This is a genomic window from Acinetobacter tjernbergiae DSM 14971 = CIP 107465 (genome assembly GCF_000374425.1).
GTDB classification, from domain to species: Bacteria; Pseudomonadota; Gammaproteobacteria; order Pseudomonadales; family Moraxellaceae; genus Acinetobacter; species Acinetobacter tjernbergiae.
In genome coordinates this window covers 37,163-60,588 of record NZ_KB894377.1, presented here as the reverse complement: position 1 = coordinate 60,588, position 23,426 = coordinate 37,163, and the positions used below count along the sequence as shown (strand labels likewise).

Here is a 23,426-nt window from a genome sequence, read left to right as displayed (position 1 = left end):
AAAAATAATTTTTGCAATAAGAGTGTATTGATAAATATGCCTTTTTTTTAACAAACTTCTATTCCATTTTGATATATAGAAATTATGCTTCCTGCCCAACCATAAATAATCAAACCTTCTTCATTCGATTCTATTTCTAAGCACCCAAGCATAATATTTCCTTCAATGATAATATCAACATTGGAATTCGGCTCTAAAATAAACTCACGACCCCACGGCTCAACCACAAGCCTGATATCTTTTATCGTAGAATTTCCGTAAATGATTTTTTGTTTTATATTCATAATCTATCCCAGAAATAGAAGTTTACTTTAGCAACAGGCGATAATAGCAAAATATCATTTTGAAAAATCATTCCAACTTAACCCAAACCGAGCCAAATACTTTTTGACTCGGTCGCTGTCATTAGTGGTATTACGCTGCTGGCGTGAAGCAGCAAATAGCTGGCGTCCAGCATCCGCCATCGACTTGGCATTTTCACAGACTTGAAGTACGCCACGCAGTTGAATCTGATCAAACTCATCAATCTCGCCCAACTGTGTGTGATCTAAATATTTGAGGAGAATATCTACGTCTTTAGATTGGTTTTGTATAGTTTGAATCGACCACAACTGCTTTAAACGCTGAATCTCCTTTTCCACCGTTTCTGAACGGATCAACTCACCACTGGATAATGTCGCTAACCGCGTCACACTAGCGGTTAAATCACGGAAATTCCCCTGCCAGGATGCTTCATTAGACTTGGCAAATTTCAAATACACATCAAGTGCATCACGCTGAAAACGTAATTGTCGTTGCTGATCTGCCGCAAAGCGTTGCAACTCAAATTCAATATTCGGGGCAATATCTTCAATTCGATCTTTGAGATTGGGTAAAAAGAAAGTCCATGTATTCAGTCGTGCCCACAAATCCTCACGGAAACGCCCTGCTTGCACTTCGGTTCTAAGATCTCTATTTGTCCCTGCAATCAGTTGAAAATCGGCCCGAACCTCTTTGTCACTTCCGACAGGAAAAAAGGATTTATCCTCAAGCGCTTTAAGCAACATCGCTTGCTCATCTAGCCCAAGCTCCCCAATTTCATCCAAAAATAGAATACCTTGATCAGCACTTTTCAATAATCCTGCCCGTGAAGCCGCTGCACCAGTAAATGCCCCCTTAATATGCCCAAACAAACTCGACATGGCACTATCACCACGAAGCGTCGCACAGTTCACATCAATAAAACGCCCACTTAGATGAAACTTATCTTTCTTTAATTGAAAAATTTGTTTAGCTAAATGCGATTTACCTACACCTGTTGCGCCCATAATCAAAATAGGTGCACTAGAGCGTGTCGCAACTAACTCAACCTCGGTAATCAGTTGATTAAATTCATGGTTATAGGTTGAAATATTGGCTTTCAACTGTTGCCAGTTTTGTTGTTGCTCATCTTCAAAACGTTGTTTGAGAACATCATAGCGAGACAAGTCCAGATCAATGATGCGATATTCACCTTCTGGCGTTTTCTGTTGATTGGGTGCACTTTGAATCAGCTTGGCAGGTAAATAATTGGCATCGACCAGAAGATACCAACAGATTTGAGCAACGTGTGTGCCTGTAGTGATATGCAAAAGATAATTATTTTTTTCAGTATCAAAGGGGTAACTTTTTACAAAGTCATATAGCGCACCATAGACCTCGGCAAAATCCCAAGGATCACGGATACTCACTCGCTGACCTGACACGGCAGTCGATGGCGACACATTTTGAGCATCTTCAGCAATAAATTTGACTAAATTGTGATGTTGCCGATCATGTAATAGTACCAATTCATCCACAATCAGATCTTCATGGATTAGAAGACTCAAGGTCGGACGCCAGCGTTGCCATCGATCAGGACGCTTTCCTTGATCTAAGGTAGAACCCACAAAGCCGATAACGATGGTTTTTTTATTCATTTTCAATATCTCTTATCTTGATTAAAAACCATTCCATTATCCAACTCAATCTTTGCTATAGCACAATTATAAGGTATGGGATGTACATGTACATTTTTAATATGAACTTTTCCTTCGTAATAACCTTTCAATAAATCACGACCAATATCAAATAAAAAATGACTACAACCTAGAGGAGTAAAATCATTTTTCCTAAATATTTTTAACTGCACTCTACTAGATAAGCCTAACTCTTTAGAATAGTAATCATCTTTAGTTAAATGAATAAATGCTAAATAATGATCAGAACATAATGTTTTTAAATGAACTAAATCAAGTTCTTGAAAATCTATTCTCTTGTCACCCCATTGATATACATTTTGTTGTGCTAAAGTATGAAAATCGCAATTTTGATTTAAAACATCTGTTTTCCATTGCTCATCTTCAAATTTTAGATGTAAATGATCATTATCATCTAAATTTTTCGACATGGATAAAAAGATAGAATTTATTTCATTTGCATAAGCTGCTGGTTCATATTGACATTTCAAAACTGTTTCATTTGACAACAACTTTTGCTCATATAAAATAGTCTTATCTTTCGCTTTTTTTAAAGAAATATGAGAATATTTTCGATCTTCATTCTTGACCGAATAAATATAATTAGGTTTTTTATCACTCTTAACACCTACTGAGAATTGACTATCTATTGCATAATGATAAGAATATTGCCTCCAATAGTATCCATCTTTTAAATAAAATAATGGCTTTTGAAAAGGTAATACTTTTTTACCTATTAATTTACATGCATCTTGCCGAAATTTTAAGTCCCCATTATCTTTTTTTAAGTGATAATTTACATCATAACTTTCTATCTCAATAAGATCATTTCCAGAAATAGTAAAACTATATTTTCTAACTACTCTGTTATCACCAAAATTCACTCGATTATAATTATTAGATTCCACTTTATTTAATGGAGGAACTTCTTTTTTACTTCTGTTATTCTGACTTACATTATTTGATAATAAAACACCATTTGACATATCATGCCATAAATTTGATGTTGCATACTTCTTCTGTTCTTCACCCAAGGCATATGCTGAATATACAACCAAAACAAATAAACTTAGAGCAGAAAACGTTATTAAGTTTTTATAGCCATAATTCTGAATTAATGTACCTGCCAATAGCATCATTCCAGATAAAAACCATGTTACTGCCCCCCAACCTACTCCTTCACCATAAAATCCAAAAAACACCCCAAAAGCCATAAGTACCATCGTACCAACTGAAAGACCTAAAGCTTTTGATTTATCTTTTTTTAATACCAACAGTGTATAAATAAAGGTAATATTTGCCCAAACAGGAAAAGTTACAGGTATATAAACAATTGTAAATTGCGTGAGCATTGCTGCCAAAAACATAGTCCCCCCTAAAAAGTCGTTTGTAAATGGCAGAAATATCGAACTTAAGTAGAGGACGAGAGCAAAAATTGCAAAAAATTTAGTTATCTTATTCATATCTATTAAATCTTATATTTATCTTGGGGCTCAGGAAGTTAAAGAGGGTTTTTACGCAGTAATCCTACATTTGTGGATGGGTAATACAAAATATTATGTTCACGATTTCATGTAAATCAAAATATAGAGTGTAGGTAGTAACATCCGTTAATTATATTCATTTCAAATGCCATGATTTCTATAATATTTTATAAATGCCTATAATATACGATACGCATTTCAGTGAAAAATTCCAACAATATGCTTCATTTTACTTTTTTAGGCACATCTTCTGGTGTGCCCACATTGACTCGGAATGTTTCTGGCTTAGCAATCCGTAACAGTAATAATAAAGATTGGATATTAGTTGATGCAGGTGAAGGTACTCAACATCGGATTCAACAGGCCAAACTTTCATTACAAAGCTTGGTTGCCATCTGCATTACTCATGTTCATGGTGATCATTGTTATGGACTCGTCGGTTTATTGGCAAGTGCAGGTATGAATGCACGGACTGCGCCCTTAACCATTATTGCACCCAAACAAATTCAACAATGGATTGAAATAACTGCACAACTGACGGATCTGCATTTACCCTATCCACTGAAATTCATTGATGTGAATGAAGCCACTCAAATACAACAGTTGACTGATGAGCTTTCGATTCAAGCCCACCCACTCAGTCATCGAGTACCGAGTTTTGCCTTTAGTATTATTGCGCAATACACCCAAAAGAAATTAGATACCCAGGCTTTAATTCAACTCGGCGTACCAAAAGGTAAAGTTTGGGGTTATTTACAGCAAGGCTTAGACCTCCAGTTTAATGAGCAAACCTTAAAAGCGGTTGATTTTATTCAAATCCAAACGCAACGTGTACATGCAATTGTCGGTGGAGATAATGATCGTCCTGAGTTATTGGCTCAAGCTTGCCAAGATGCTCAACTCTTAATTCATGAAAGCACTTACACCCAAACCATTTTAGATAAAGTGGGTTCAGGCCCCATGCATAGTTCAGCAAAGATGGTTGCAGAATTTAAGCAATCTCATCCTGACTCATTTTAGCCCTCGCCATCAGGATAATATTGGACAACAAGCCATTGCTGAAGAAGTTCGTGAATTTTATCAAGGCAATTTCTATTTAGCCGATGATTTTGATCAATTTAGTTTAAATGAAACAGGTCAACTTTCAAAAATCGTTGCATCATCATAATTTTTCCTCCTATGTGATCTATCAATGAAAACTACATATAGATCACATATCTTTTTTAATACTTTCATATCTATTTAGATATATTATATTCATAAAAATCCACTCAACTTTTCTCATAAAAAATATTTATTATTTTATTTATAATAATTATCAGTTACTTAAAAATAAAATAAATTAAAAAAAAGAGAATTGGCACACTCTCTGCAATAACACAACCAAGATAAAACAATTTAAAATTTATGGAGGATGCGTCATGGCAAACCAGACAATTTTTGCCTCTCAGGCAACCAAAAACAAATTGATCAGCAATGAAGCTGGTGGACGTGCTTTTCAATTAGATGATCGTCAAGCTTTGGCGCAACTTGCAGCTACAGGTACGTTGAATCATACATTTTACCAAAATGCGCAAGCTCAGCTTGAGCAAGTTTTAGCATTTACACAAAATGTAGAGCCAACTTTTATTGCTAAAACGGCAGTCTACGCACGTAAAAACAATCACATGAAAGATATGCCTGTCTTACTGTTGGCAATTTTATCGCAACTTGAGCAAAACTTATTTAAAGCTGTATTCCCATTGGTGATTGATAATGGCAAACAGTTGCGTAACTTTGTGCAAATCATGCGTTCAGGTGCGATACAGCGTAAATCTTTGGGTAGCTTACCAAAGAAAATGATCAATCAATGGTTAATTAATGCCAGCGACAATCAGTTGCTTTCTGCCAACATTGGTAATCAACCCTCTTTGGCAGATGTGTTAAAAATGACCCATCCAAAGCCTAAAGATGCAAACCAAGATGCTTTCTTTGCCTATATCTTGGGTAAAAAATATGAGCTTGAGCAACTGCCACTCAAAGTGCAGGTATTGGAAAAGTTCCGTCAAGACTTAACACAGGATGTACCTGATTTACCAATGCAATTGCTGACCAATTTATCGCTTTCAGCACAGCAATGGGCAGAGATTGCTAAAAATGGCGGTTGGCAAATGCTCAGAATGAACCTGAATACTTTTGCCCGACACGGCGTATTTCAGATCGAAGGTATGGACAATGTCATTGCAAATAAATTACAAGATCAGGATATGATTCGTAAAAGTCGAGTTTTGCCTTATCAATTGATGGCAACTTGGGCAGCTTTAGATGATGCAGTACCTCAAGTTGTACGACAAGCTTTGGAACAAGTGATGCAAGCCGCCTTAGAAAATGTGCCTCGTTTAACAGGTCGTGTGGTGGTTGCTGTGGATGTATCCGGCTCAATGGCAAGCCCAGTGACGGGTTATCGTAAAGGTGCAACTTCAAAATTGCGTTGCGTAGATGTTGCATCGTTATTTGCTTGTGCTTTAAAGCAGGTCAACCCTGAGATTGAAATTATGCCGTTTGATACGCAATTGCATTCGCTCAACATCGTGGAACATGAATCGGATGTAAGCCTATTAGGTCGATTAAAACAGGTTTTCTCTGGCAACAAAACACGCTCTATTTTTGAGGTTGCCAAACAATTTGCTGCGCTTGGTGGTGGTGGAACGAATTGCAGCATTCCATTAAAGCGACTTAATCGAGATCAGAGAGCTGTCGATTTGATGATTTATTTTTCAGACAATGAATCTTGGGCTGACCAATTACGCACACAACACAAAACAGGCATGTTATATGAATGGGATATTTTAAAACAACGCTGCCCTCATGCAAAATTGGTCTGCGTAGATTTACAGCCATATACACATACACAAGTCCCTGAACGAATTGACACCATCAATATTGGCGGTTTTAGCGATGAGGTCTTTCGTTTAATTGATCTGTTTGCACAAGGTAAAATGCACGCTGATCATTGGGTCAGTGAAATTGAAAAAATCGAATTACGGACTTGATTCGTCAGGTCAGTAAAGTGTGGCAAATGCTTTAGGAACTACATCTTTTAAATGTCATGTTTCTAATTTTACTTTATTGCCATACAATAAAACTGCACAAATGCAGATGGAACTACATCACTATCCTTTCACGATAGCTCAGCACAAGCTGGCTCGATGTTTCATCATTCTTGTTGTGCAGATTTATGATTATCACAAATACTGATTGGATTACATCGCATAGGGCTAATACCCTAGTTCAAAAAAATCTAATTACTGACTTGTTGTGATAGTCATAGCCAGTAAAATGCCAATAGGACTACATTTGTTGAGGGTTCAAGTCCCTTCAAATTGATGCAAATCAGTTTGTAGCTCAATTGGATAGAGCCATGTATAAAAGGTCTTGTCATTTTTGTTTACTGGCCACAGACCAAATGCTGTTAGGACTACATAAAAGGCTTCAGCGTCAGCAATGACTTGATGGTTCGATTCCATCTTGATCGACTTCGATCAATGGCGGAAAGGAAAACGCACTGAAATGATTGTCTTAATACTCTTTGTTGGTCTATTTTTTGTGGTACGGCATAAAATGCATTAAGGACTACATTCCTACCATCAATGTGAGTAGCCACTCTCACCTGTATGCAAGTACAGTCGTCTAATTAAGGCAATGGTCTCAAGTCTTTAATTTTTTTGTTTATGTCGCATCATCACAAATGCCAATGGGACTACATGGTGAATGCGTAAGCACGGGGTTCAAATCCCTATTCCTTTTTAGGAAAAGTCTCATTATTTTTGTTGTGATGATTACTTTTAATCTCAATCAAATGCAATAAGCACTACATAGCAAAATCGTGCGTAGCTGTATATCTATTTATGGATATGGCAGTTAAGGAAAAAGAAGTGTTTACCCAACTTGTTGATTGAGATCAGTTTATTATTTATGGAATAATATCTGGAGATGAAGAGTCGAATATTCCTCGCAATAACCGAAATGGTAAAGTAACGATCCAATAAACAACTTCAACTGTAATATCAATCACATCCACCCAGTCCCACGCATCATTTCTACGATCGTGGTTTTCTCGTTTTGGTTTTACCCAATAAGCAAGCAGAAAACAGACAAAACTTACCGCTAGAAATATAAAATTAAAGTCGTCTACTAAAAAACGTATAAGGCATAATACCCCAGTAATAAATAAAAGAATCGTGAGTAGATAACGAAGAATATCCATGAGGCTTGGCAATTTATTTATCTTTTGCTATGGTTATAACATGCCTTTATGCAAAGACATATCCATACTCTTAATAAAAGACAGGTGTCAGTCTTTAAAACGCAAAATATGTCCATTACAGTCTATCTTCAAGACGATCAAGACATTGATCAAGCCTTATACTTGCTCAATCAAAAACATTACCACCTACAAGCCACCCGATGGTACAAAAAACGATATGGTTATTTTGAAAAGCCCTCAGTATTAAAGCGTAAGCGAAAAAAGATGAAACTCAACCTTAGTCAAAGAAACCGAGCATTGTATTATTGTTACCATGAACATCCTCAACATACTTTATGGTTAAAAATTGATGTAAAGCAACAGTTCTCTCGTACAGGTAAAAATGCAATGGGCTATTAAATATAATTTAGGATATAAAAATATATATTTTTATATCCAAATTCTTACAAGACTCCATTTTAAAAAATATTAAAATTAAATATATCAATAAATATCAATATCTTAAATCATATTTCTATATTTAAAAAAAGTTGGCACACTCACTGCAATAGTATAATCACACAATATCATTGGGATCTTGTGCATATCACCTGTCTGCAACCGCTTGGCAGGCAGGCTTTGAAAGGAAAGTGAAAATGTCAGTTATTGAAGAAGTTAAGCAACAAGCTCAAATTGAGCAAGCAAAACAACAACGCGCCTACCAAGTGCTGCAAAATGAAAAAAGTATGCCTGTGAAAATGTGGACAAATGGCGTAATTGTTGATGACAACTCAAAACAACAACTATTACAAACAGCACAAATGCCATTTATCTATAAATGGATGGCAGTGATGCCAGACGTACACTTTTGCTTAGGTGCAACCATTGGAAGTGTAATTCCAACCAAAGGTGCGATTATTCCTGCGGCTGTGGGTGTCGATATTGGTTGTGGAATGATGGCAACTCGCACCAGTCTAACGGCTTCAGATTTACCTGATAATTTACATGGATTAAGAACCGAGCTTGAACGTTTGATTCCACATGGTATGACTAAAACACGTGGTCGCCGTGATCAAGGTTCATGGGAAACGCCACCTGAAATGGTTGATCAAGCTTGGGCTGACTTAGTGACTGATTTTGAGTTGATTTGTGCTAAGCACCCTCGCCTAAAAAATACCAATAACCGTAAGCATTTAGGAACTTTGGGTACAGGAAATCACTTTGTCGAAATCTGTTTGGATGAATATGATCAAGTTTGGATTATGTTGCACTCAGGTTCTCGTGGTGTAGGAAATGCAATTGGAACACATTTTATCGAGCTTGCTCGTCAGGATATGCAAAAGCATTTTATTAATTTACCCAACAAAGATTTGGCGTATTTAGTCGAAGGTACTGAGCATTTTGATGATTATTGGTTTGCTGTGGGTTGGGCGCAACGTTTTGCCATGAAAAACCGTGAAATCATGATGCAATCTGCGATTAAAGCCTTAGCCACCATTATCCCAAAACCATTTAATGCCAAGCTAGAAGCCGTAAACTGTCACCATAATTATGTGGAAAAGGAAGAGCATTATGGCGAAGAAGTGATGGTGACACGTAAAGGTGCTGTACGAGCCAAACTAGGTGAATACGGAATCATTCCTGGTTCGATGGGTGCGAAGTCTTTTATTGTGCGTGGTCTTGGAAATCAGGAATCATTCTGTTCATGTTCGCACGGTGCAGGTCGTGTAATGAGCCGTGCAGAAGCCAAACGACGCTTTACCGTAGAAGATCAGATTGCACAAACTGAAGGTGTGGAATGTCGTAAAGATGCTGATGTGATTGATGAAATTCCATCGGCCTATAAACCGATTGAAGATGTCATGAAAGCTCAACAGGATTTGGTTGAAGTGATGTATACATTAAGACAAGTGGTTTGTGTAAAGGGTTAAATATGATCCATGAGGTTGAGGAAAATAAAATGACTAGTCTAACTGATTTAAAAAACTTAATTACAGAGGCTTATCAACTATTTTCCTCATATTTAATGGGGGATCAATTCGAGGTTTGTCATGGTACTTGCTGCTTACAAACCGCTGATGGTGAATTATTAAAACGTCTACCAGTGGCACAGCTTAACTGCCGATTGATTTATGAATATCTTGATGCTGCTGAAAGTATGGATAAATTTGCATTAGCACAACAAATTAAACATTTGCTACCTAAAATATTGGAATTACTGATTCAAGGCGAAAACCTTAGTCATAGCACAGAAATTATTTTAAACAAATGTTATTTTAATTTAGAGAACGCTTGGGAAACGAAAGAAATCCAATTTATGCAGAAATTTGCTTTGGCTTTCTTCCAATATAAAGCAATATATTTCGATGAAAATTATAGCTTAGATGAATACATTACTATGTTTCATCTAGCAGGCTTAGATATTCAACCATTACTTGATGAGTGGGTTCTTTTATTAACTCACCATTCAGCATTAATCAATTTAGCAAATATGCTCAATTATTGGTTCTACAATGGTATCTACAACAATAGTTTTGCGGATCATAAGCTAAAACAAATCATGTATGTTTGGATTAAAAATTCAGAGCATCAAAATATCATATTAGATCAATTTCTATATGCACTTGAACAGAATAGTTTAACTCCACAGCAAATAGAAACAATCAATTCTGCCTCTTATCATCTTTATTAAAGAGAAATGAAAATAAAGGTAAATTCAAATGAAACTTGCAGAAGCACTTTTACTGCGAAGCGATCAACAAAAAAAGCTCACTTCATTAAAACAACGGATCAACGCCAATGTATTGGTACAAGATGGTGATGAACCGAGTGAAGATCCAAATGAACTGATCAAACAGGTGTTTGCTTTAACTCAAGAAAGCAATCAATTGATTTGTCGTATTCATTTGACCAATGCGCAAGCAAAGCTAGAGGATGGCAAAATTCTGCTGTCCCTATTAAGCTTGCGGGGTAGTTATGCTGAACAACATAAGATTCTCATTGATGCGATTGCCAATACCCATCGTGAACCTGATCGTTATAGCGCACGTGAAATTAAATGGCAAAAAGTTATCCCTGTTTCTAGCTTGCAAAAACAAGCCGATGATATCAGCGCGAAACTACGCGATTTAAATATCAACATTCAGGCTGCCAATTGGCAGATTGACTTAGTCGAATAGACAATAGATTTTGTGGATTTATTTCACAATACCAGTTTGAACATACTGGGCGAGTACAAGATCCCGCTTTACTCCGATCTGAGGGATTGAAAATAATTCAGGCGGCTATGGCAGCATGTGAGCCGTGCATCAATCTTCACTGATTAGGCTCAGCACCGTGTACCTAGTAAACCTTTGCCAAAAACAAAGTGACACGTTACTTCGCATTACCATGTACTGACAGTATGTTCATTAAATTAGAAAATAAGGAAAATAGACGTGAATAACATTTTGGCAAAGCTGCCAACCACCATCCAAATTGATGGTTCACAAGGCGAAGGTGGTGGGCAAATTTTAAGAACCGCCCTTGCCCTTTCAATGATTACAGGTCAAGCGTTTGAACTGATTAACATTCGGGCTGGACGTAAAAAATCAGGTCTGATGCGTCAACATTTGGTCTGTGTACAGGCATCTCAACAGATCAGCCAAGCTTATATTGAAGGTGCTGAACTACATAGCCAACGTTTGTACTTTGCGCCACAACATGTGCAAAGTGGAAAATACCAATTTCAAATCGGTTCGGCAGGAAGCACAACTCTCGTTTTGCAAACATTATTGCCTGCTTTACTCTTACAAAATGAAGCCAGTGAACTCACCATTTCAGGCGGTACACATAACCCACTTGCGCCAACGGCGGATTTTATTGAACATTGCTTTTTGCCTTGCCTAAAAAAGCTAGGAATTGGTGTCGATTTCAAATTAAACAAAGCAGGTTTCTTCCCAATTGGCGCGGGAGAAATACAAATCACCATTCAACCCTGGCTAAACCGTGAGAAACTAGATTTATTAGATTGTGGTTCATTACAGAGTATTGATGCTTTTGCAGCGGTGCTGAATCTTTCAGAAGAAGCGCAAATCGTACAACGAGAATTAGCGACTTTAAATAAAAGGTTAACACTCAATTCTCAGCAGCACTTTCATTTAAAGGGAATCAGCCAAGGCAATACCGTTTATGTCAAAGTTGAACATCAGCATCACACCCAACTGTTTACAGCCTTAGGTGAAATGCGTAAAAGTGCAGAACAAATTGCGAACAATTTAGCTGAGGACGTCAAATATTATCTAAACTCAAAAGCAGTCGTTGATGAGTATTTAGCAGATCAACTCTTGTTACCTTTAGCATTGGGTCAAGGTGGTCGTTTTACGGCTCAATGCATCAGTGAACATACTCGCACCCAAGCAGCGATGATTGAAAAATTTATTGATTGTAATATTGAGTTTATCGAGTTGGATAAAACGCTATTTCAGGTCAATATACACGTTAAATAATGAAGATTAGAAATGAAAACACATACACAAATCAGTAAATTCTTAAGTTTAATCCTAAGACATAAACCTGAGCAAATCGGGCTTCAACTCGATCAAGAAGGTTGGGCAAAGATTGCTGAACTCATTGATGCAGCACAGCAACACAATACATTTTTGGATGATGAATTCATCCAAACAATTGTGGCGCAATGTGACAAGAAGCGCTTTCAAATTTCAGACGATGGTTTAAATATTCGTGCAGTACAAGGTCATTCAACCCATACAGTACAAAGAGAGATGATTGCAATTGAACCACCGCAACATTTATATCATGGTACAGCCAGTCGATTTATGGAATCAATTCAGGCACAAGGCTTAATTGCGGGACAACGTCATTATGTCCATCTCAGTGAACATAAAGAAACGGCGCTCAATGTCGGTCAACGTTATGGAAAGCCAATTTTACTCTTGATTGACACAGTACAAATGTATAAAGACGGCTTTGCGTTTTATCAAGCAGAAAATGGTGTATGGCTAATAACACATGTACCAACTCAATATTTATCACTGATTGATCAGACCAAGACAGGATCATTGGTCTGATCTCAGGATTAATTCGTTACTTCACACTTTCCAATGCAGTCACCAGTAACTTCCAGCATTTCTCGACCGTATCTACTTTAACCCTCTCACCCGGCGCATGCGCCCCTTGAATATCAGGACCAAACGATACCATCTGTAAATTCGGATAATGTTCAGCGATAATGCCACACTCCAAACCGGCATGAATCACTTTCAAGTTTGGCTCAATCTTAAATGCAGATTGATAAGCCTGTTGCAAACATTTCAATGCAGCCGAATCTGGATTCGGTGTCCAACCTGATACCAACGGCGTTAATTCAGATTGAATCTCAAAACTGGCAAAGTGCTGTTGAATCTTTTGAGCAAATGCTACTGCTTCTTGATTCACCATCGAACGAACCATAATTAAGGTTTTCGCTTCATCTTTAGTCAGTTTGACCACGCCAATATTATTCGAGGTTTCAACCACATCAGCTAAAGCCGCACTCCATTCAGCAATGCCATAAGGACACGTTGCTAATGCTTGCAACCAAGCTTGTTGATGAGGTAGTGCAATCACTTCATCAATCTGATTGGTATTTTGTTGTACTGTGATTTGGATCTGATCATCAATACCTTGTAGTTTTTTCTGCCATTCAACTTGTGTGACTAGAAGTACTTTTTTCAAATCAGCTAGTCGTTCTGCTTGAATCGCAATCGTTGCAACAGCTTCTCGAGGAATAGCATTCCGTGCTGTACCGCCTACAAATTCAACTAGTCGGGCATTTGATTGTGCAAAATAGTCATTGAGGAAATTGGCTAAAATCACATTGGCATTGCCACGACCTAATTGGATATCCACACCAGAGTGACCACCTTTTAGACCCGAGACCAATAGGTCAACATAGATCATATCTGTAGGAGCAGTGACATATTCCAATGGTTGTTGTACTTCGAGATCAATACTGCCTGCACAACCAAGATAAAGCTCACCCCATTCTTCGGTATCAATATTAAATAGCCATTGACCTTTTAAAACCCCAGACTCAAGTAAACGCGCACCACTCATTCCCGCTTCTTCATCAATGGTTAAAAGAACTTCAATTGGCCCGTGCGCAATATCACTTGATTCTAATATAGCCAGTGCGAGAGCAACGCCAATCCCATTGTCTGCACCAAGCGTGGTATTTTCAGCAATCAGCCAGCCATCTTTTAATACAGGTCGAATGGGATCTTTAAAAAAGTCATGCTGCGTGCCACGATTAGCTTGTGTCACCATATCCAAATGACCTTGTAAAATGACACCTGTAACCTGCTCTTTACCTGCTGTTGCAGCTTTACGAATAATTAAATTACCAATTTCATCAATATAAGTGTCTAAGCTGCGCTGTTCCGCCCAATCTTTTAAATGTTGTCTTAACTGTTGTTCATGCTTTGATGGTCTAGGAATCGTACACAAGGTCTCAAAATGTTGCCAAACCTGTTTTGGCGATAATTTAGAAAAATCGACCTGTGTCATGCACTTATCCTCTCAAATAGAACTTTTAAAAGAATATACACCATACGCCTAAGTGGCGATGCTTAAATCACTTTATTTAAGATTTTATTGGCAAAATTGTCTTAACTTTTCCACACAAACTGAGAAAAACTATGTTCTGCTTTTAAGCTATTTTCAACAGCCTGTGCAAGCTGACGAATGATACTTTGGGTCTCAATCTTTTCAAACCAAGCTTGTTCTTGTTGTGGGTTTGCAGAGATTTCACACAAAATATGACCCTCTGTATCTTGTTGAGAACATAAGATTGAAAGAGGCAGTTGATGATTATCAATCCTAACTTCAATTTTTTCATGTTCATGGCGAATATGTTCCGCATCAAAACCATAGTGTTCTAATTGTTTATACAATAGTGCAGCCACGTATTCTTGCGTGATATAGCATTCATTGGGTGGATGATCAATTACCCCATGCTTAGGGCAATCTGCTATAAATTGCAATGTTTTCATGGTATTCCCTCTATTTTTTATGTTCTTAGCTGGATCACAGCATAAAACCGACTCGTACGGTAAGGATTATTATATATACAATTGTCTTTAATTGATTAGCCGATTGTCTTACTTATTTTACTAATTTGATAAATTTCGACCCAATTAGATATGTACATGGCCAAACCCGTCATTTTGATTATTTATACGTTTTATAATATCGACGAACAACTTCTTTTTATGAATTTATTCACAAAAAATGCAGCATTTAGATCGAGTAAATACTGCATTTTGGGAATCAAATGATTAATTCACAACCTGTAAATCTAAACCTGCTGTATTTGCAAGCTCAGTAAAGGTTGGGAAACTTGTCGCAACAGTTTCAGTACCATGAATGGTAATTTCACCTGAAGTACGCAAACCTGCGATACTAAAACTCATGGCAATACGATGATCATGGTGAGATTCAATTTCGCCGCCTGTGAAAATTGCTGACCAATCACCAGACTTGCCTTTGCCTTCAATAATGATGCCATCTTCTGTTGGTGTGCAATCAATGCCCATGATTTTCAAACCATCTGCCATGACTTGGATACGGTCAGACTCTTTCACACGAAGTTCAGCCGCACCTGTTAGAACAGTTTGACCTTCTGCACATGCCGCTGCAATGAATAATGCTGGGAATTCATCAATTGCTAAAGGCACTTGGTCTTCAGGCATATGAATACCCTTCAACGTTTTAGAACCTTTGATATGAATATCTGCAATTGGCTCACCACCTGCAATACGTTCATTCTCAACCATCAGATCCGCACCCATTTGCTTCAGAATCTCGATTACGCCAGTGCGTGTTGGGTTGATACCCACTGCTTCTAGCACAACGTCCGAACCTTCAGTAATTGCCGCACCCACCATAAAAAATGCAGCAGATGAAATATCAGAAGGCACTTGAATATCTGTACCAACCAATTTCCCACCACCGACCAATGATATTTTATTACCTTCAGTTTTTACATCATAACCAAAGGCACGTAACATACGTTCGGTATGATCACGGGTTGGTTCTGGTTCAGTTACAGACGTTTCACCAGCAGCCCATAGACCTGCCAATAGAATACCTGATTTGACTTGAGCAGAAGCCATCGGTAAGTCGTACTGAATACCCTTTAACGCTTGGCTGCCAGTAATGCTAACAGGCGGGGTACCTTTCTCACCTGTGGTTTGAATTTGCGCACCCATTTCACGCAATGGCTTGGCAATACGCTCCATCGGACGTTTAGACAATGATGCATCACCTGTCATGACAGAATCAAACTTCTGCGCAGACAACATGCCAGATAACAAGCGCATACTTGTACCTGAGTTACCCATATATAAAGCGCTTGCAGGTGCTTTTAAGCCTTGCATGCCCACACCATGGATCGTGACTTCACCATTCTTAGGCCCTTCGATACTCACGCCCATATCACGGAAAGCCTGCAAAGTTGCGAGTGCATCTTCACCTTCCAAGAAACCTGTTACATGGGTTGTACCTTCCGCAATCGCACCAAACATAATCGAGCGATGTGACACAGATTTGTCACCTGGTACAGTGAATTTACCTGCGAATGTTTTCTTGCCTGGTAAAATGGTAAATTGCTGTGTCACCTTATTTTTCTCCATCAAAGGTTTGTTGGCTAACATATGGTTAAAGTGCTGACGTGCTGCTTGCGCATGTCCAAGTAAGCCCATCAACGCTTGAGAATCTTCCTGTTCAATCAATTTCTTCAAAACCGACAATTGCTGTTCAAAACCATTCACAGCATTCAAAATTGCAGTTTTATTGGCAAAGAAAATATCATGCCACATCTGTGGATCACTGGCGGCAATCCGAGAAAAGTCACGAAAACCGCCCGCAGCATAACGAAAAATATCGAGATTATCTTCACGATTTGCCAATTGTTCGACTAAATTAAACGCCATCAAATGTGGTAAATGACTCGTATGAGCAAGCACTTCATCATGCTTGGTGACATCCATACAAATCACTTCCGCTTTAGCCGCTGACCAAAGCTGAATCAACTTTGCAACCGCCCAATCCGCACTACTTGGAAGTGGTGTCAAAATCACTTTATGATTGGCAAATAAATCAACTTTACCTGCATGAACACCGGTATGTTCCGCACCTGCAATCGGATGTCCTGGTACAAAGCCTATTGGTAAATCTTCACCAAAAACAGCTTTTGCAGCATCCACCACATTGCCCTTAGTACTGCCCACATCTGTGATGATCACATTCTCTGCGAGATATGGCTTAATCTGTTCCAATACCTTCTGCGTAGCACGAACAGGTAAAGCTAAGACAATTAAATCTGCGCCCTGAACAGCTTCTTCTGGGCTTGCATACCCCTGTTGAATCAGCCCCAAAGCCTTTGCATCATCTAGTGTCTTTTTTGAACGTGTTGCAGCCACAATTTGAGATGCAAGTTGTTCTGCCACAATCACACGCGCTAGACTCGACCCAATCAGCCCAAGCCCAATAAATGCAACTTTTTTAAATAATGGTTGAGACATAAAACATATTTGCCTATGTAAAAATATCTCCTGAGGAACACCCTGTTTCACAAGCTCTTTTAAAAGAGAGGGACTTGCGCAGTTACGCTGCTCAGGAGGGATTTAAAATACAATAAATAGACCTATAAAACAGCGATTGGATAAGAACCTAATACGCGTAGCTCTTTGACTATTGGACGGATTTCATCCAAAGCGGCAGCTACATTTTCTTGACCAATATGCCCCTCTAAATCAATAAAGAATACATATGCCCATTTCTCAGGTAATGCAGGACGGGTCTCAATACTGGTCAAACTGATTTTATGTTTTGCAAACGGCGCAAGAATTTCTAACAAAGCCCCTGCACGATCATGTGCTGAAATTAATAATGACGTCTTATCATTGCCACTTTGAGGGATTTTCTCGCGACCAATCACAAGGAAACGTGTGGTATTTTCAGGATTATCTTCAATATTGCTATGTAAAACTTCAAGATTATACATGCTTGCAGCAATATCAGAGGCTATCGCAGCAGAATGCCACTCATTACGAATACGGCGAGCAGCTTCTGCATTTGAATTCAGCGCAACACGCTCCACCCCTGGATAATGGGCATCTAACCATTTACGACACTGCGCCAAAGTTTGCTGATGCGCATAAATCTGCTTAATACTGTCTTTACGAGTATTTTCAGAAACCAAGAATTGGTGGTGGATACGCAGCTCAACTTCACCAATCACATTGACTGTCGATGATTTAAAACAATCCAAGGTGTGATTAACAATCCCTTCTGATGAATTCTCGACTGGAACAACACCATAATGTGCGCTCCCTGCTTCAACTTCACGGAATACTTCGTCAATCGTTGGTAATGGACGCACAACCGCATCTTTACCAAAATGTTTTAATACAGCGGAATGTGTATAAGTCCCTTCTGGCCCTAAGAACGCAATGCTTTGCGGCGCTTCAAGAGCCAAACAAGCTGACATAATCTCACGGAATAAACGTGCCATCGTTGCATCAGATAAAGGACCTTGATTGCGCTCCATGACTTTACGCAATACTTGAGCTTCGCGTTCAGGGCGATAAAATAACGGATTCTCTTCGGATGCAAATTTCGCTTTAGCTACAGCTTCTGCCAACGTAGCACGACGATTGAGTAACTCTTGGATTTGTTGATCAACACTATCAATATCGTTACGAATCTGTTCTAAATTAAGTGAATTCGATGTGTTTTGTCCATCGTTTACCATTGAATGCAGCCTCAGCAAAATCATCTATAAGAATGGATTACAATTCATCTGTGAATTGATTATCCGAGCTAGTATAACAACACTTTAAGCTATTAAACACGCTGAGTTTTAACTCTTTTGATGCCCCAACTTTATTGATAATGATTTGCACGATATATTGAAAGGCAAAATTTCAACCTTGGTGAGGCAATTATGTTTAAACAACTCAGTATTTTGGCTTTTGCTTTACTTAAAGAACAAAAATGATGAAACACAAAATATCATGTTCATGATAACAGCGGGAACGCATAAACAACGTAAAAGCGCCATTCAAAATGATGCGTCGATACCGAAACAAAATGATTTTTATCAAAATTTTAACAAGCATCGTTCAGCGCAATTTTTCTTTTGGAATTATAAACACCCCGCAGAACAACATCTCACCAACTTAATATGCCAGCTTACCAGAAGCAGTGATGTTAGCTGGATGCCAAACTCTGAATTGTTCAAAATTATTTGATGAGCCAACAATACCAATATTTTAAAAACTATTTTTTACAAATACTTATAAACAAAAAGCTGAATCAGAAATTTGATTCAGCTTTTATGATTTTCACATGCGTATTGTGTATAGCTTAAGCTTTACCAATCAATCCACGTGCAACAATTTCTTTCATAATTTCATTCGTTCCACCATAGATACGTTGGATACGAGCATCAACAAAGAAACGTGAGATCGGATATTCAGTCATATAACCGTAACCACCAAATAACTGAAGTAAATTATCAGCCACTTTCATTTGCATATCAGTACTGAAGCTCTTCAACGCAGCCGCAGTTTCAACATCTAACTTGCCTTCATTATATAAAGCAACGTTTTGGTTATAAAAAGCAGCTGTTGCGAGTTCATCAATCTTCGCTTGAGCCAATACAAAACGGGTATTTTGGAATTGTGCAATCGCTTGACCAAATGCTTGACGTTCTTTGACATATTGCGTTGCAATATCAATTGCACCACGAATCGCACCTAAAGCCGTAGATGCAATCGCAGTACGCTCACGCGGTAATTCTTGCATTAAATATGCAAAACCTGAACCTGGATTACCTAACAATTGATCTTTAGGCACTTTGACATTATCAAAGAATAATTCTGAGGTATCTTGTGAGTGCAAACCGATTTTGTCTAAGTTTGTACCTTTTTTAAAGCCATCTAAATGCGTGTCAACGAGTAATAAAGATACACCTTTTGCACGTGCTTGAGGATCAGTTTTAACTGCTAGAACGACAACATCCGCATGTTGACCATTTGAAATAAAGGTCTTAGAACCATTCAATAAATAATGATCATCTTGCAAAATTGCACTGGTACGCATTGCTTGTAGGTCAGAACCTGCTCCTGGCTCAGTCATCCCAATTGCACCAACTGCTTCACCAGAAACCATCTTCGGTAACCAGTATTGTTTTTGTTCCTCAGTCCCAATATGTTGGATATAAGGTGCAGCAATTTCTGAATGACATGAAATACCTGTCGATAATGCGCAATAACCAGCACGAGCAGATTCTTCAACCAACATTAATGAGTAATGTGTTGGAACGCCATAACCGCCGTATTCCTCTGGTACATCTACACACAGAAAGCCATTTTCACCCAATAATGTCCAAACAGAACGCGGCATAAGCCCTTCACGTTCCCACTGTTCATAATGAGGCGCAATGTGTTCGCTCATAAAACGTTTAAAGTTATCACGGAAGAGTTCCAAATCTGCATCGTAAGCTAACATCTTTAATTTCCTTTCGCTTTCATTTTTCTTAAAAATTTGTATCGCAGCCATGCTAATGATTTTTAGACAAAATGTCATGTTCCGTTTGCATCAAATTACTAGACTGATTCGGTCAATAATTTTATTTATAGCGATTCATCTGACAAAACAATTGCTTAATCATTACACAGCCTCCCTCATTTTTTACGCTCAACACGCTGCTTTTATGTCATATTAATTCTATTCTTCGCGATGATTTTTACACGACAATGAATACAAAACGAAATATCTATCAAACAGCAGAACATCCCTTTGCTCAATATGTTCGTATTTTAGGTAAAGGCAAAACAGGCTCTCGCTCGCTAAGCTATGAAGAAGCCTACCAAGCGTTTAGTATGATTCTGAAAAATGAAGTACTTGATGTTCAGCTTGGTGCTTTTTTAATGTTGTTACGTGTAAAAGAAGAATCTGTCGATGAACTTGCAGGGTTTGTACAAGCTACACGTGATCATCTCAATTTTGAAGCATTAGATGTTGACTTAGATTGGTCGTCATATGCAGGAAAACGTAAACATTATCCGTGGTTTTTGTTAGCAGCACTCACCTTAGCTCATCACGGTTATAAGGTTGCGATGCATGGTGCATCGGGTCATACCATTAATCGTGTTTATACCGAACAAGTGCTTCAATACTTAGGCTATTCTATTTGTAAAAATGAGCAAGATGTTCGTGAACAACTTGATCAACATAATTTTGCATTTCTTCCGCTTGAAGCTATTTCCCCTGTTCTAAGTGATTTGATTTCACTCCGCAATGTGATGGGTTTACGCTCTCCAATTCATACCCTTGCTCGTTTGATTAATCCATTTAATGCCAAAGCGACCTTACAAGCAATTTTCCACCCTGCTTACCGTACTTCACATCAACAAACGGCTTTCCGTTTAGACTATCAAAATAGTGCTGTGATTAAAGGTGAAGGTGGTGAGTTCGAGCGTAATCCTGATGCCAAGACTTTAATTTGTGGCATTAAAAATGGTGAGTTGTACGAACACGAACTACCAAAGTTAACACCTGACCGTAGTCCAATCGAAGAAGAACTAGATCTTGCAGTATTTAAAGCGGTGTGGCTTGGTGAGCAAACACATGAATATGGTGAAATGGCTGTGACTGAAACGATGGGAATTGCTTTATACACGATGGGTGCTGTAGAAAGTTACGAGGAAGCGATGAATAAAGCGAAAGAGCTTTGGGACAATCGTTTTAAGTAGATATAGTCACTTAAATACTAAGTCTTAACTTGTTTGATGTTGCACTCTAGAAAGAGTGCAACAAGGAAATATAAAATGGTTTCTTTTACAAGTGAAGGTTCACTATTTTCAATAGAAAACAAAAAGTTTGTTTTAGAACCATATTTTAATTTTAGATAAATCAAAAGACATATCTATAGAAAAAGCTACTACTAGATAGGTCAAATAGCACACAAGTTGAATAAATAGGAGAATGGGGAGATATAAAATATGTCGCATTCTGAAGATATAAATCAATTGAAATTAATCTTGCAAGGCGAAAAACCAAGTGTTGTATTAAATCGTATACTAACGACTAATCCAGGATTAGATAAACATGATTTGGCTTCTATTTTCCTTGAAGAATTCTGTCTTTTAGATAGTAAAGCTCTACCTTTAATTTGGCACTGGAAAAGTATTAAGTCAGCTAGAGGAATATCTGATGAACAATTTGACGACTCAATTTTGGTGCAAATGAGAGAGGCAGGATATTTTGTTTAATCTACTCATCTCACGACTGTGCAGTGAAATGCCGAACTAGCTCACCGCTAATTTATAAAAATCTATTAAGTTAATATTGCAAATCATACAACTATTGAATTAGATATAACTCTGAAAGCAAAAAGCGATGACTTTATTAAAATCATCGCTTTAAATAACACTTGTATTAATTAAACAAACCGAATCGGCTTAAATTCAGGCTCATTTTTGTGATGATCATCATCACATTCCTCACCTTCTTCTTTAGTACCACGGTCGATATAACCACTACGCTGTTCTTTTGGTAAGTGTTCCATTTCCCACGCATACACAGCCTGCATACATGTTTCACGTTGCTCTTTGGTCAATGCAATACCATTTGGCCATTTACCAATTTCAACAGCAGTCCGAAGACGCTCAACAATTTCAGGATTTAAAATAGCGAGCATTTGTTCAATATTCATGAGTCATCCTGTTGAAAAGATTCAAAATCTTGATTCCACCCCAGTTTGGTACGACATGCCATATAGAAGTCATAGCCAGGTGGATGTAATAAGCTTAGTTTAAACGGATGTTTGCGAATATGCACAGTGTCACCGACATTTAATGCAACACTATGTTGACCATCGGCACTCACCATCGGCAAAACACGATTTTCACGGATGGTAATATTAATCTCACTTTGCCCACCTACAACGATTGGGCGAGATGACAAAGTATGTGGATGCATCGGCACCAATGCGATCGCATCCATACTTGGATGCAAAATTGGTCCACCACCTGATAGTGAATAAGCGGTCGAGCCTGTTGGCGTCGATACAATTAAACCATCACTGTGCTGGCGATAAACGTATTGCCCATCAATACTCAGCTCAAAATCGATCATATGAACCGATTTACCTGAGTGTAACACCACATCATTTAAGGCAATTGCATCATAAATGGTTTCATTATTGGTACGAACTTCCATTTCCAACAAGAAACGTCGATCGAGTTGAAATTGACCTTGTAGTACCTGATCCAGTTTGAAAATGGCTTCAGCAGGCTTAATGTCGGTTAAAAAACCAAGTCGACCACGGTTAATTCCGATCACTGGCGTGTTATATCTCACCAAAGCACGGGCAGCATGAAGTAATGAACCATCACCACCAACAACGATCACCAAATCGACTACTTCACCGAGTAAATTGCGGCTCACAGTCTGCCCATAGCTATAAGGTACGAGCTTTGCTGTTTCCTGATCAAAAACGGGATTTAGGCCTAAAGTGATCAAATGATCATGAATTAAACATAACGTTTCTACTACAGAATATTTATCTGGTCGTCCGATTAGACCAATATTTCGAAAGGATTTATGTGAAATTTGCACGAATAACTCAGCTACGTCGCGATTGCTGATATCATATCACTAACAATCAAATTTTCGTTGATGATTGATTAA

At 38.2% G+C, this 23,426-nt stretch carries 21 protein-coding genes and 2 pseudogenes; 11 read left to right on the top strand and 12 right to left on the bottom strand.

What is annotated here, in order from left to right; genetic code table 11:
* Positions 1-47: 47 nt before the first annotated feature.
* The 3 genes from C502_RS0116090 to C502_RS0116080 are packed head-to-tail and all read right to left on the bottom strand — an operon-like array spanning position 48 to position 3,343.
* Positions 48-284, bottom strand: a complete 237-nt coding sequence (locus C502_RS0116090; RefSeq protein ID WP_018679813.1) for a hypothetical protein — start codon at positions 282-284, stop codon at positions 48-50.
* Positions 285-338: 54 nt separating this feature from the next.
* Complete coding sequence (rtcR, locus tag C502_RS0116085; RefSeq protein ID WP_018679812.1) at positions 339-1,937, bottom strand: RNA repair transcriptional activator RtcR; 1,599 nt, start codon at positions 1,935-1,937, stop codon at positions 339-341.
* Positions 1,938-1,939: 2 nt separating this feature from the next.
* On the bottom strand, positions 1,940-3,343 hold the full coding sequence (locus C502_RS0116080; protein WP_018679811.1) for a hypothetical protein: 1,404 nt from the start codon (positions 3,341-3,343) through the stop codon (positions 1,940-1,942).
* Positions 3,344-3,679: 336 nt separating this feature from the next.
* Here C502_RS0116080 and C502_RS18435 point away from each other — a divergent pair.
* Positions 3,680-4,628 (top strand): annotated as a pseudogene (locus tag C502_RS18435) (ribonuclease Z).
* Between the two features lie 253 nt (positions 4,629-4,881).
* On the top strand, positions 4,882-6,492 hold the full coding sequence (locus tag C502_RS0116070; RefSeq protein ID WP_018679810.1) for a TROVE domain-containing protein: 1,611 nt from the start codon (positions 4,882-4,884) through the stop codon (positions 6,490-6,492).
* A 315-nt stretch (positions 6,493-6,807) separates the two neighbouring features.
* On the opposite strand, the gene C502_RS19180 is transcribed toward C502_RS0116070, so the two are convergent.
* Both C502_RS19180 and C502_RS0116060 read right to left on the bottom strand, forming a co-directional pair.
* Positions 6,808-6,966, bottom strand: a complete 159-nt coding sequence (locus C502_RS19180) for a hypothetical protein (protein ID WP_018679809.1) — start codon at positions 6,964-6,966, stop codon at positions 6,808-6,810.
* 446 nt (positions 6,967-7,412) lie between these two features.
* A complete protein-coding gene (locus C502_RS0116060; RefSeq protein ID WP_018679808.1) occupies positions 7,413-7,706 on the bottom strand; it encodes a hypothetical protein in 294 nt (97 codons plus the stop codon).
* A 108-nt stretch (positions 7,707-7,814) separates the two neighbouring features.
* Here C502_RS0116060 and C502_RS0116055 point away from each other — a divergent pair, with 108 nt between their 5' ends.
* From C502_RS0116055 to C502_RS0116030, 6 genes are all read left to right on the top strand, one after another.
* Positions 7,815-8,105 (top strand): hypothetical protein, encoded by a 291-nt coding sequence (locus C502_RS0116055; RefSeq protein ID WP_018679807.1) that lies wholly within the window; start codon positions 7,815-7,817, stop codon positions 8,103-8,105.
* Between the two features lie 236 nt (positions 8,106-8,341).
* Positions 8,342-9,616: an RtcB family protein gene (locus C502_RS0116050; RefSeq protein WP_018679806.1), complete on the top strand. Its 1,275-nt coding sequence runs from the start codon at positions 8,342-8,344 to the stop codon at positions 9,614-9,616.
* A 29-nt stretch (positions 9,617-9,645) separates the two neighbouring features.
* Positions 9,646-10,377 (top strand): hypothetical protein, encoded by a 732-nt coding sequence (locus C502_RS0116045; protein ID WP_228129349.1) that lies wholly within the window; start codon positions 9,646-9,648, stop codon positions 10,375-10,377.
* 28 nt (positions 10,378-10,405) lie between these two features.
* On the top strand, positions 10,406-10,864 hold the full coding sequence (locus C502_RS0116040; protein ID WP_018679804.1) for a DIP1984 family protein: 459 nt from the start codon (positions 10,406-10,408) through the stop codon (positions 10,862-10,864).
* Positions 10,865-11,122: 258 nt separating this feature from the next.
* Positions 11,123-12,172 carry an RNA 3'-terminal phosphate cyclase gene (rtcA, locus tag C502_RS0116035; RefSeq protein WP_018679803.1) on the top strand — a complete coding sequence of 350 codons (1,050 nt, stop codon included), beginning with the start codon at positions 11,123-11,125 and terminating at the stop codon, positions 12,170-12,172.
* Between the two features lie 12 nt (positions 12,173-12,184).
* Positions 12,185-12,754 (top strand): RNA 2'-phosphotransferase, encoded by a 570-nt coding sequence (locus C502_RS0116030; protein WP_018679802.1) that lies wholly within the window; start codon positions 12,185-12,187, stop codon positions 12,752-12,754.
* A 16-nt stretch (positions 12,755-12,770) separates the two neighbouring features.
* Here C502_RS0116030 and C502_RS0116025 read toward each other — a convergent pair whose 3' ends face one another.
* From C502_RS0116025 to pheA, 4 genes are all read right to left on the bottom strand, one after another.
* Complete coding sequence (locus tag C502_RS0116025; protein WP_018679801.1) at positions 12,771-14,231, bottom strand: aminoacyl-histidine dipeptidase; 1,461 nt, start codon at positions 14,229-14,231, stop codon at positions 12,771-12,773.
* Between the two features lie 101 nt (positions 14,232-14,332).
* Positions 14,333-14,716 (bottom strand): hypothetical protein, encoded by a 384-nt coding sequence (locus tag C502_RS0116020; protein WP_018679800.1) that lies wholly within the window; start codon positions 14,714-14,716, stop codon positions 14,333-14,335.
* 285 nt (positions 14,717-15,001) lie between these two features.
* Positions 15,002-17,248, bottom strand: coding sequence for a bifunctional prephenate dehydrogenase/3-phosphoshikimate 1-carboxyvinyltransferase (locus tag C502_RS0116015; RefSeq protein WP_018679799.1), 2,247 nt, complete (start codon positions 17,246-17,248; stop codon positions 15,002-15,004).
* 122 nt (positions 17,249-17,370) lie between these two features.
* A complete protein-coding gene (gene pheA / locus C502_RS0116010) occupies positions 17,371-18,480 on the bottom strand; it encodes a prephenate dehydratase (RefSeq protein WP_018679798.1) in 1,110 nt (369 codons plus the stop codon).
* Between the two features lie 196 nt (positions 18,481-18,676).
* Between pheA and C502_RS0116005 the strand changes: the two are divergent.
* Positions 18,677-19,004: pseudogene (locus C502_RS0116005) on the top strand (alpha/beta hydrolase); the annotation flags it as partial.
* Positions 19,005-19,094: 90 nt separating this feature from the next.
* Here C502_RS0116005 and C502_RS0116000 read toward each other — a convergent pair.
* Positions 19,095-20,240, bottom strand: a complete 1,146-nt coding sequence (locus C502_RS0116000) for an acyl-CoA dehydrogenase family protein (RefSeq protein ID WP_018679797.1) — start codon at positions 20,238-20,240, stop codon at positions 19,095-19,097.
* A gap of 248 nt (positions 20,241-20,488) precedes the next feature.
* On the opposite strand from C502_RS0116000, the gene C502_RS0115995 reads away from it, so the two are divergent.
* Positions 20,489-21,487: a glycosyl transferase family protein gene (locus tag C502_RS0115995; protein ID WP_018679796.1), complete on the top strand. Its 999-nt coding sequence runs from the start codon at positions 20,489-20,491 to the stop codon at positions 21,485-21,487.
* Between the two features lie 249 nt (positions 21,488-21,736).
* Complete coding sequence (locus C502_RS0115990) at positions 21,737-22,006, top strand: hypothetical protein (RefSeq protein WP_018679795.1); 270 nt, start codon at positions 21,737-21,739, stop codon at positions 22,004-22,006.
* 170 nt (positions 22,007-22,176) lie between these two features.
* On the opposite strand, the gene C502_RS0115985 is transcribed toward C502_RS0115990, so the two are convergent.
* Both C502_RS0115985 and C502_RS0115980 read right to left on the bottom strand, forming a co-directional pair.
* Entirely contained in the window at positions 22,177-22,449 is a 273-nt protein-coding gene (locus C502_RS0115985; protein ID WP_018679794.1) for a YeaC family protein, read from the bottom strand.
* Positions 22,446-23,354 (bottom strand): NAD(+) kinase, encoded by a 909-nt coding sequence (locus C502_RS0115980; RefSeq protein ID WP_018679793.1) that lies wholly within the window; start codon positions 23,352-23,354, stop codon positions 22,446-22,448. The genes C502_RS0115985 and C502_RS0115980 overlap by 4 nt, the downstream gene beginning before the upstream one ends.
* Positions 23,355-23,426: the final 72 nt, after the last annotated feature.

What these genes read in the sequence shown, in the direction of transcription:
- C502_RS0116090 (WP_018679813.1), bottom strand. Translation starts at nt 284, where the DNA reads ATGAATATAAAACAAAAAATCATTTACGGAAATTCTACGATAAAAGAT.
- rtcR (WP_018679812.1), bottom strand. Translation starts at nt 1,937, where the DNA reads ATGAATAAAAAAACCATCGTTATCGGCTTTGTGGGTTCTACCTTAGAT.
- C502_RS0116080 (WP_018679811.1), bottom strand. Translation starts at nt 3,343, where the DNA reads ATGTTTTTGGCAGCAATGCTCACGCAATTTACAATTGTTTATATACCT.
- C502_RS0116070 (WP_018679810.1), top strand. Translation starts at nt 4,882, where the DNA reads ATGGCAAACCAGACAATTTTTGCCTCTCAGGCAACCAAAAACAAATTG.
- C502_RS19180 (WP_018679809.1), bottom strand. Translation starts at nt 6,966, where the DNA reads ATGGAATCGAACCATCAAGTCATTGCTGACGCTGAAGCCTTTTATGTA.
- C502_RS0116060 (WP_018679808.1), bottom strand. Translation starts at nt 7,706, where the DNA reads ATGGATATTCTTCGTTATCTACTCACGATTCTTTTATTTATTACTGGG.
- C502_RS0116055 (WP_018679807.1), top strand. Translation starts at nt 7,815, where the DNA reads ATGTCCATTACAGTCTATCTTCAAGACGATCAAGACATTGATCAAGCC.
- C502_RS0116050 (WP_018679806.1), top strand. Translation starts at nt 8,342, where the DNA reads ATGTCAGTTATTGAAGAAGTTAAGCAACAAGCTCAAATTGAGCAAGCA.
- C502_RS0116045 (WP_228129349.1), top strand. Translation starts at nt 9,646, where the DNA reads ATGACTAGTCTAACTGATTTAAAAAACTTAATTACAGAGGCTTATCAA.
- C502_RS0116040 (WP_018679804.1), top strand. Translation starts at nt 10,406, where the DNA reads ATGAAACTTGCAGAAGCACTTTTACTGCGAAGCGATCAACAAAAAAAG.
- C502_RS0116030 (WP_018679802.1), top strand. Translation starts at nt 12,185, where the DNA reads ATGAAAACACATACACAAATCAGTAAATTCTTAAGTTTAATCCTAAGA.
- C502_RS0116025 (WP_018679801.1), bottom strand. Translation starts at nt 14,231, where the DNA reads ATGACACAGGTCGATTTTTCTAAATTATCGCCAAAACAGGTTTGGCAA.
- C502_RS0116020 (WP_018679800.1), bottom strand. Translation starts at nt 14,716, where the DNA reads ATGAAAACATTGCAATTTATAGCAGATTGCCCTAAGCATGGGGTAATT.
- C502_RS0116015 (WP_018679799.1), bottom strand. Translation starts at nt 17,248, where the DNA reads ATGTCTCAACCATTATTTAAAAAAGTTGCATTTATTGGGCTTGGGCTG.
- pheA (WP_018679798.1), bottom strand. Translation starts at nt 18,480, where the DNA reads ATGGTAAACGATGGACAAAACACATCGAATTCACTTAATTTAGAACAG.
- C502_RS0116000 (WP_018679797.1), bottom strand. Translation starts at nt 20,240, where the DNA reads ATGTTAGCTTACGATGCAGATTTGGAACTCTTCCGTGATAACTTTAAA.
- C502_RS0115995 (WP_018679796.1), top strand. Translation starts at nt 20,489, where the DNA reads ATGAATACAAAACGAAATATCTATCAAACAGCAGAACATCCCTTTGCT.
- C502_RS0115990 (WP_018679795.1), top strand. Translation starts at nt 21,737, where the DNA reads ATGTCGCATTCTGAAGATATAAATCAATTGAAATTAATCTTGCAAGGC.
- C502_RS0115985 (WP_018679794.1), bottom strand. Translation starts at nt 22,449, where the DNA reads ATGAATATTGAACAAATGCTCGCTATTTTAAATCCTGAAATTGTTGAG.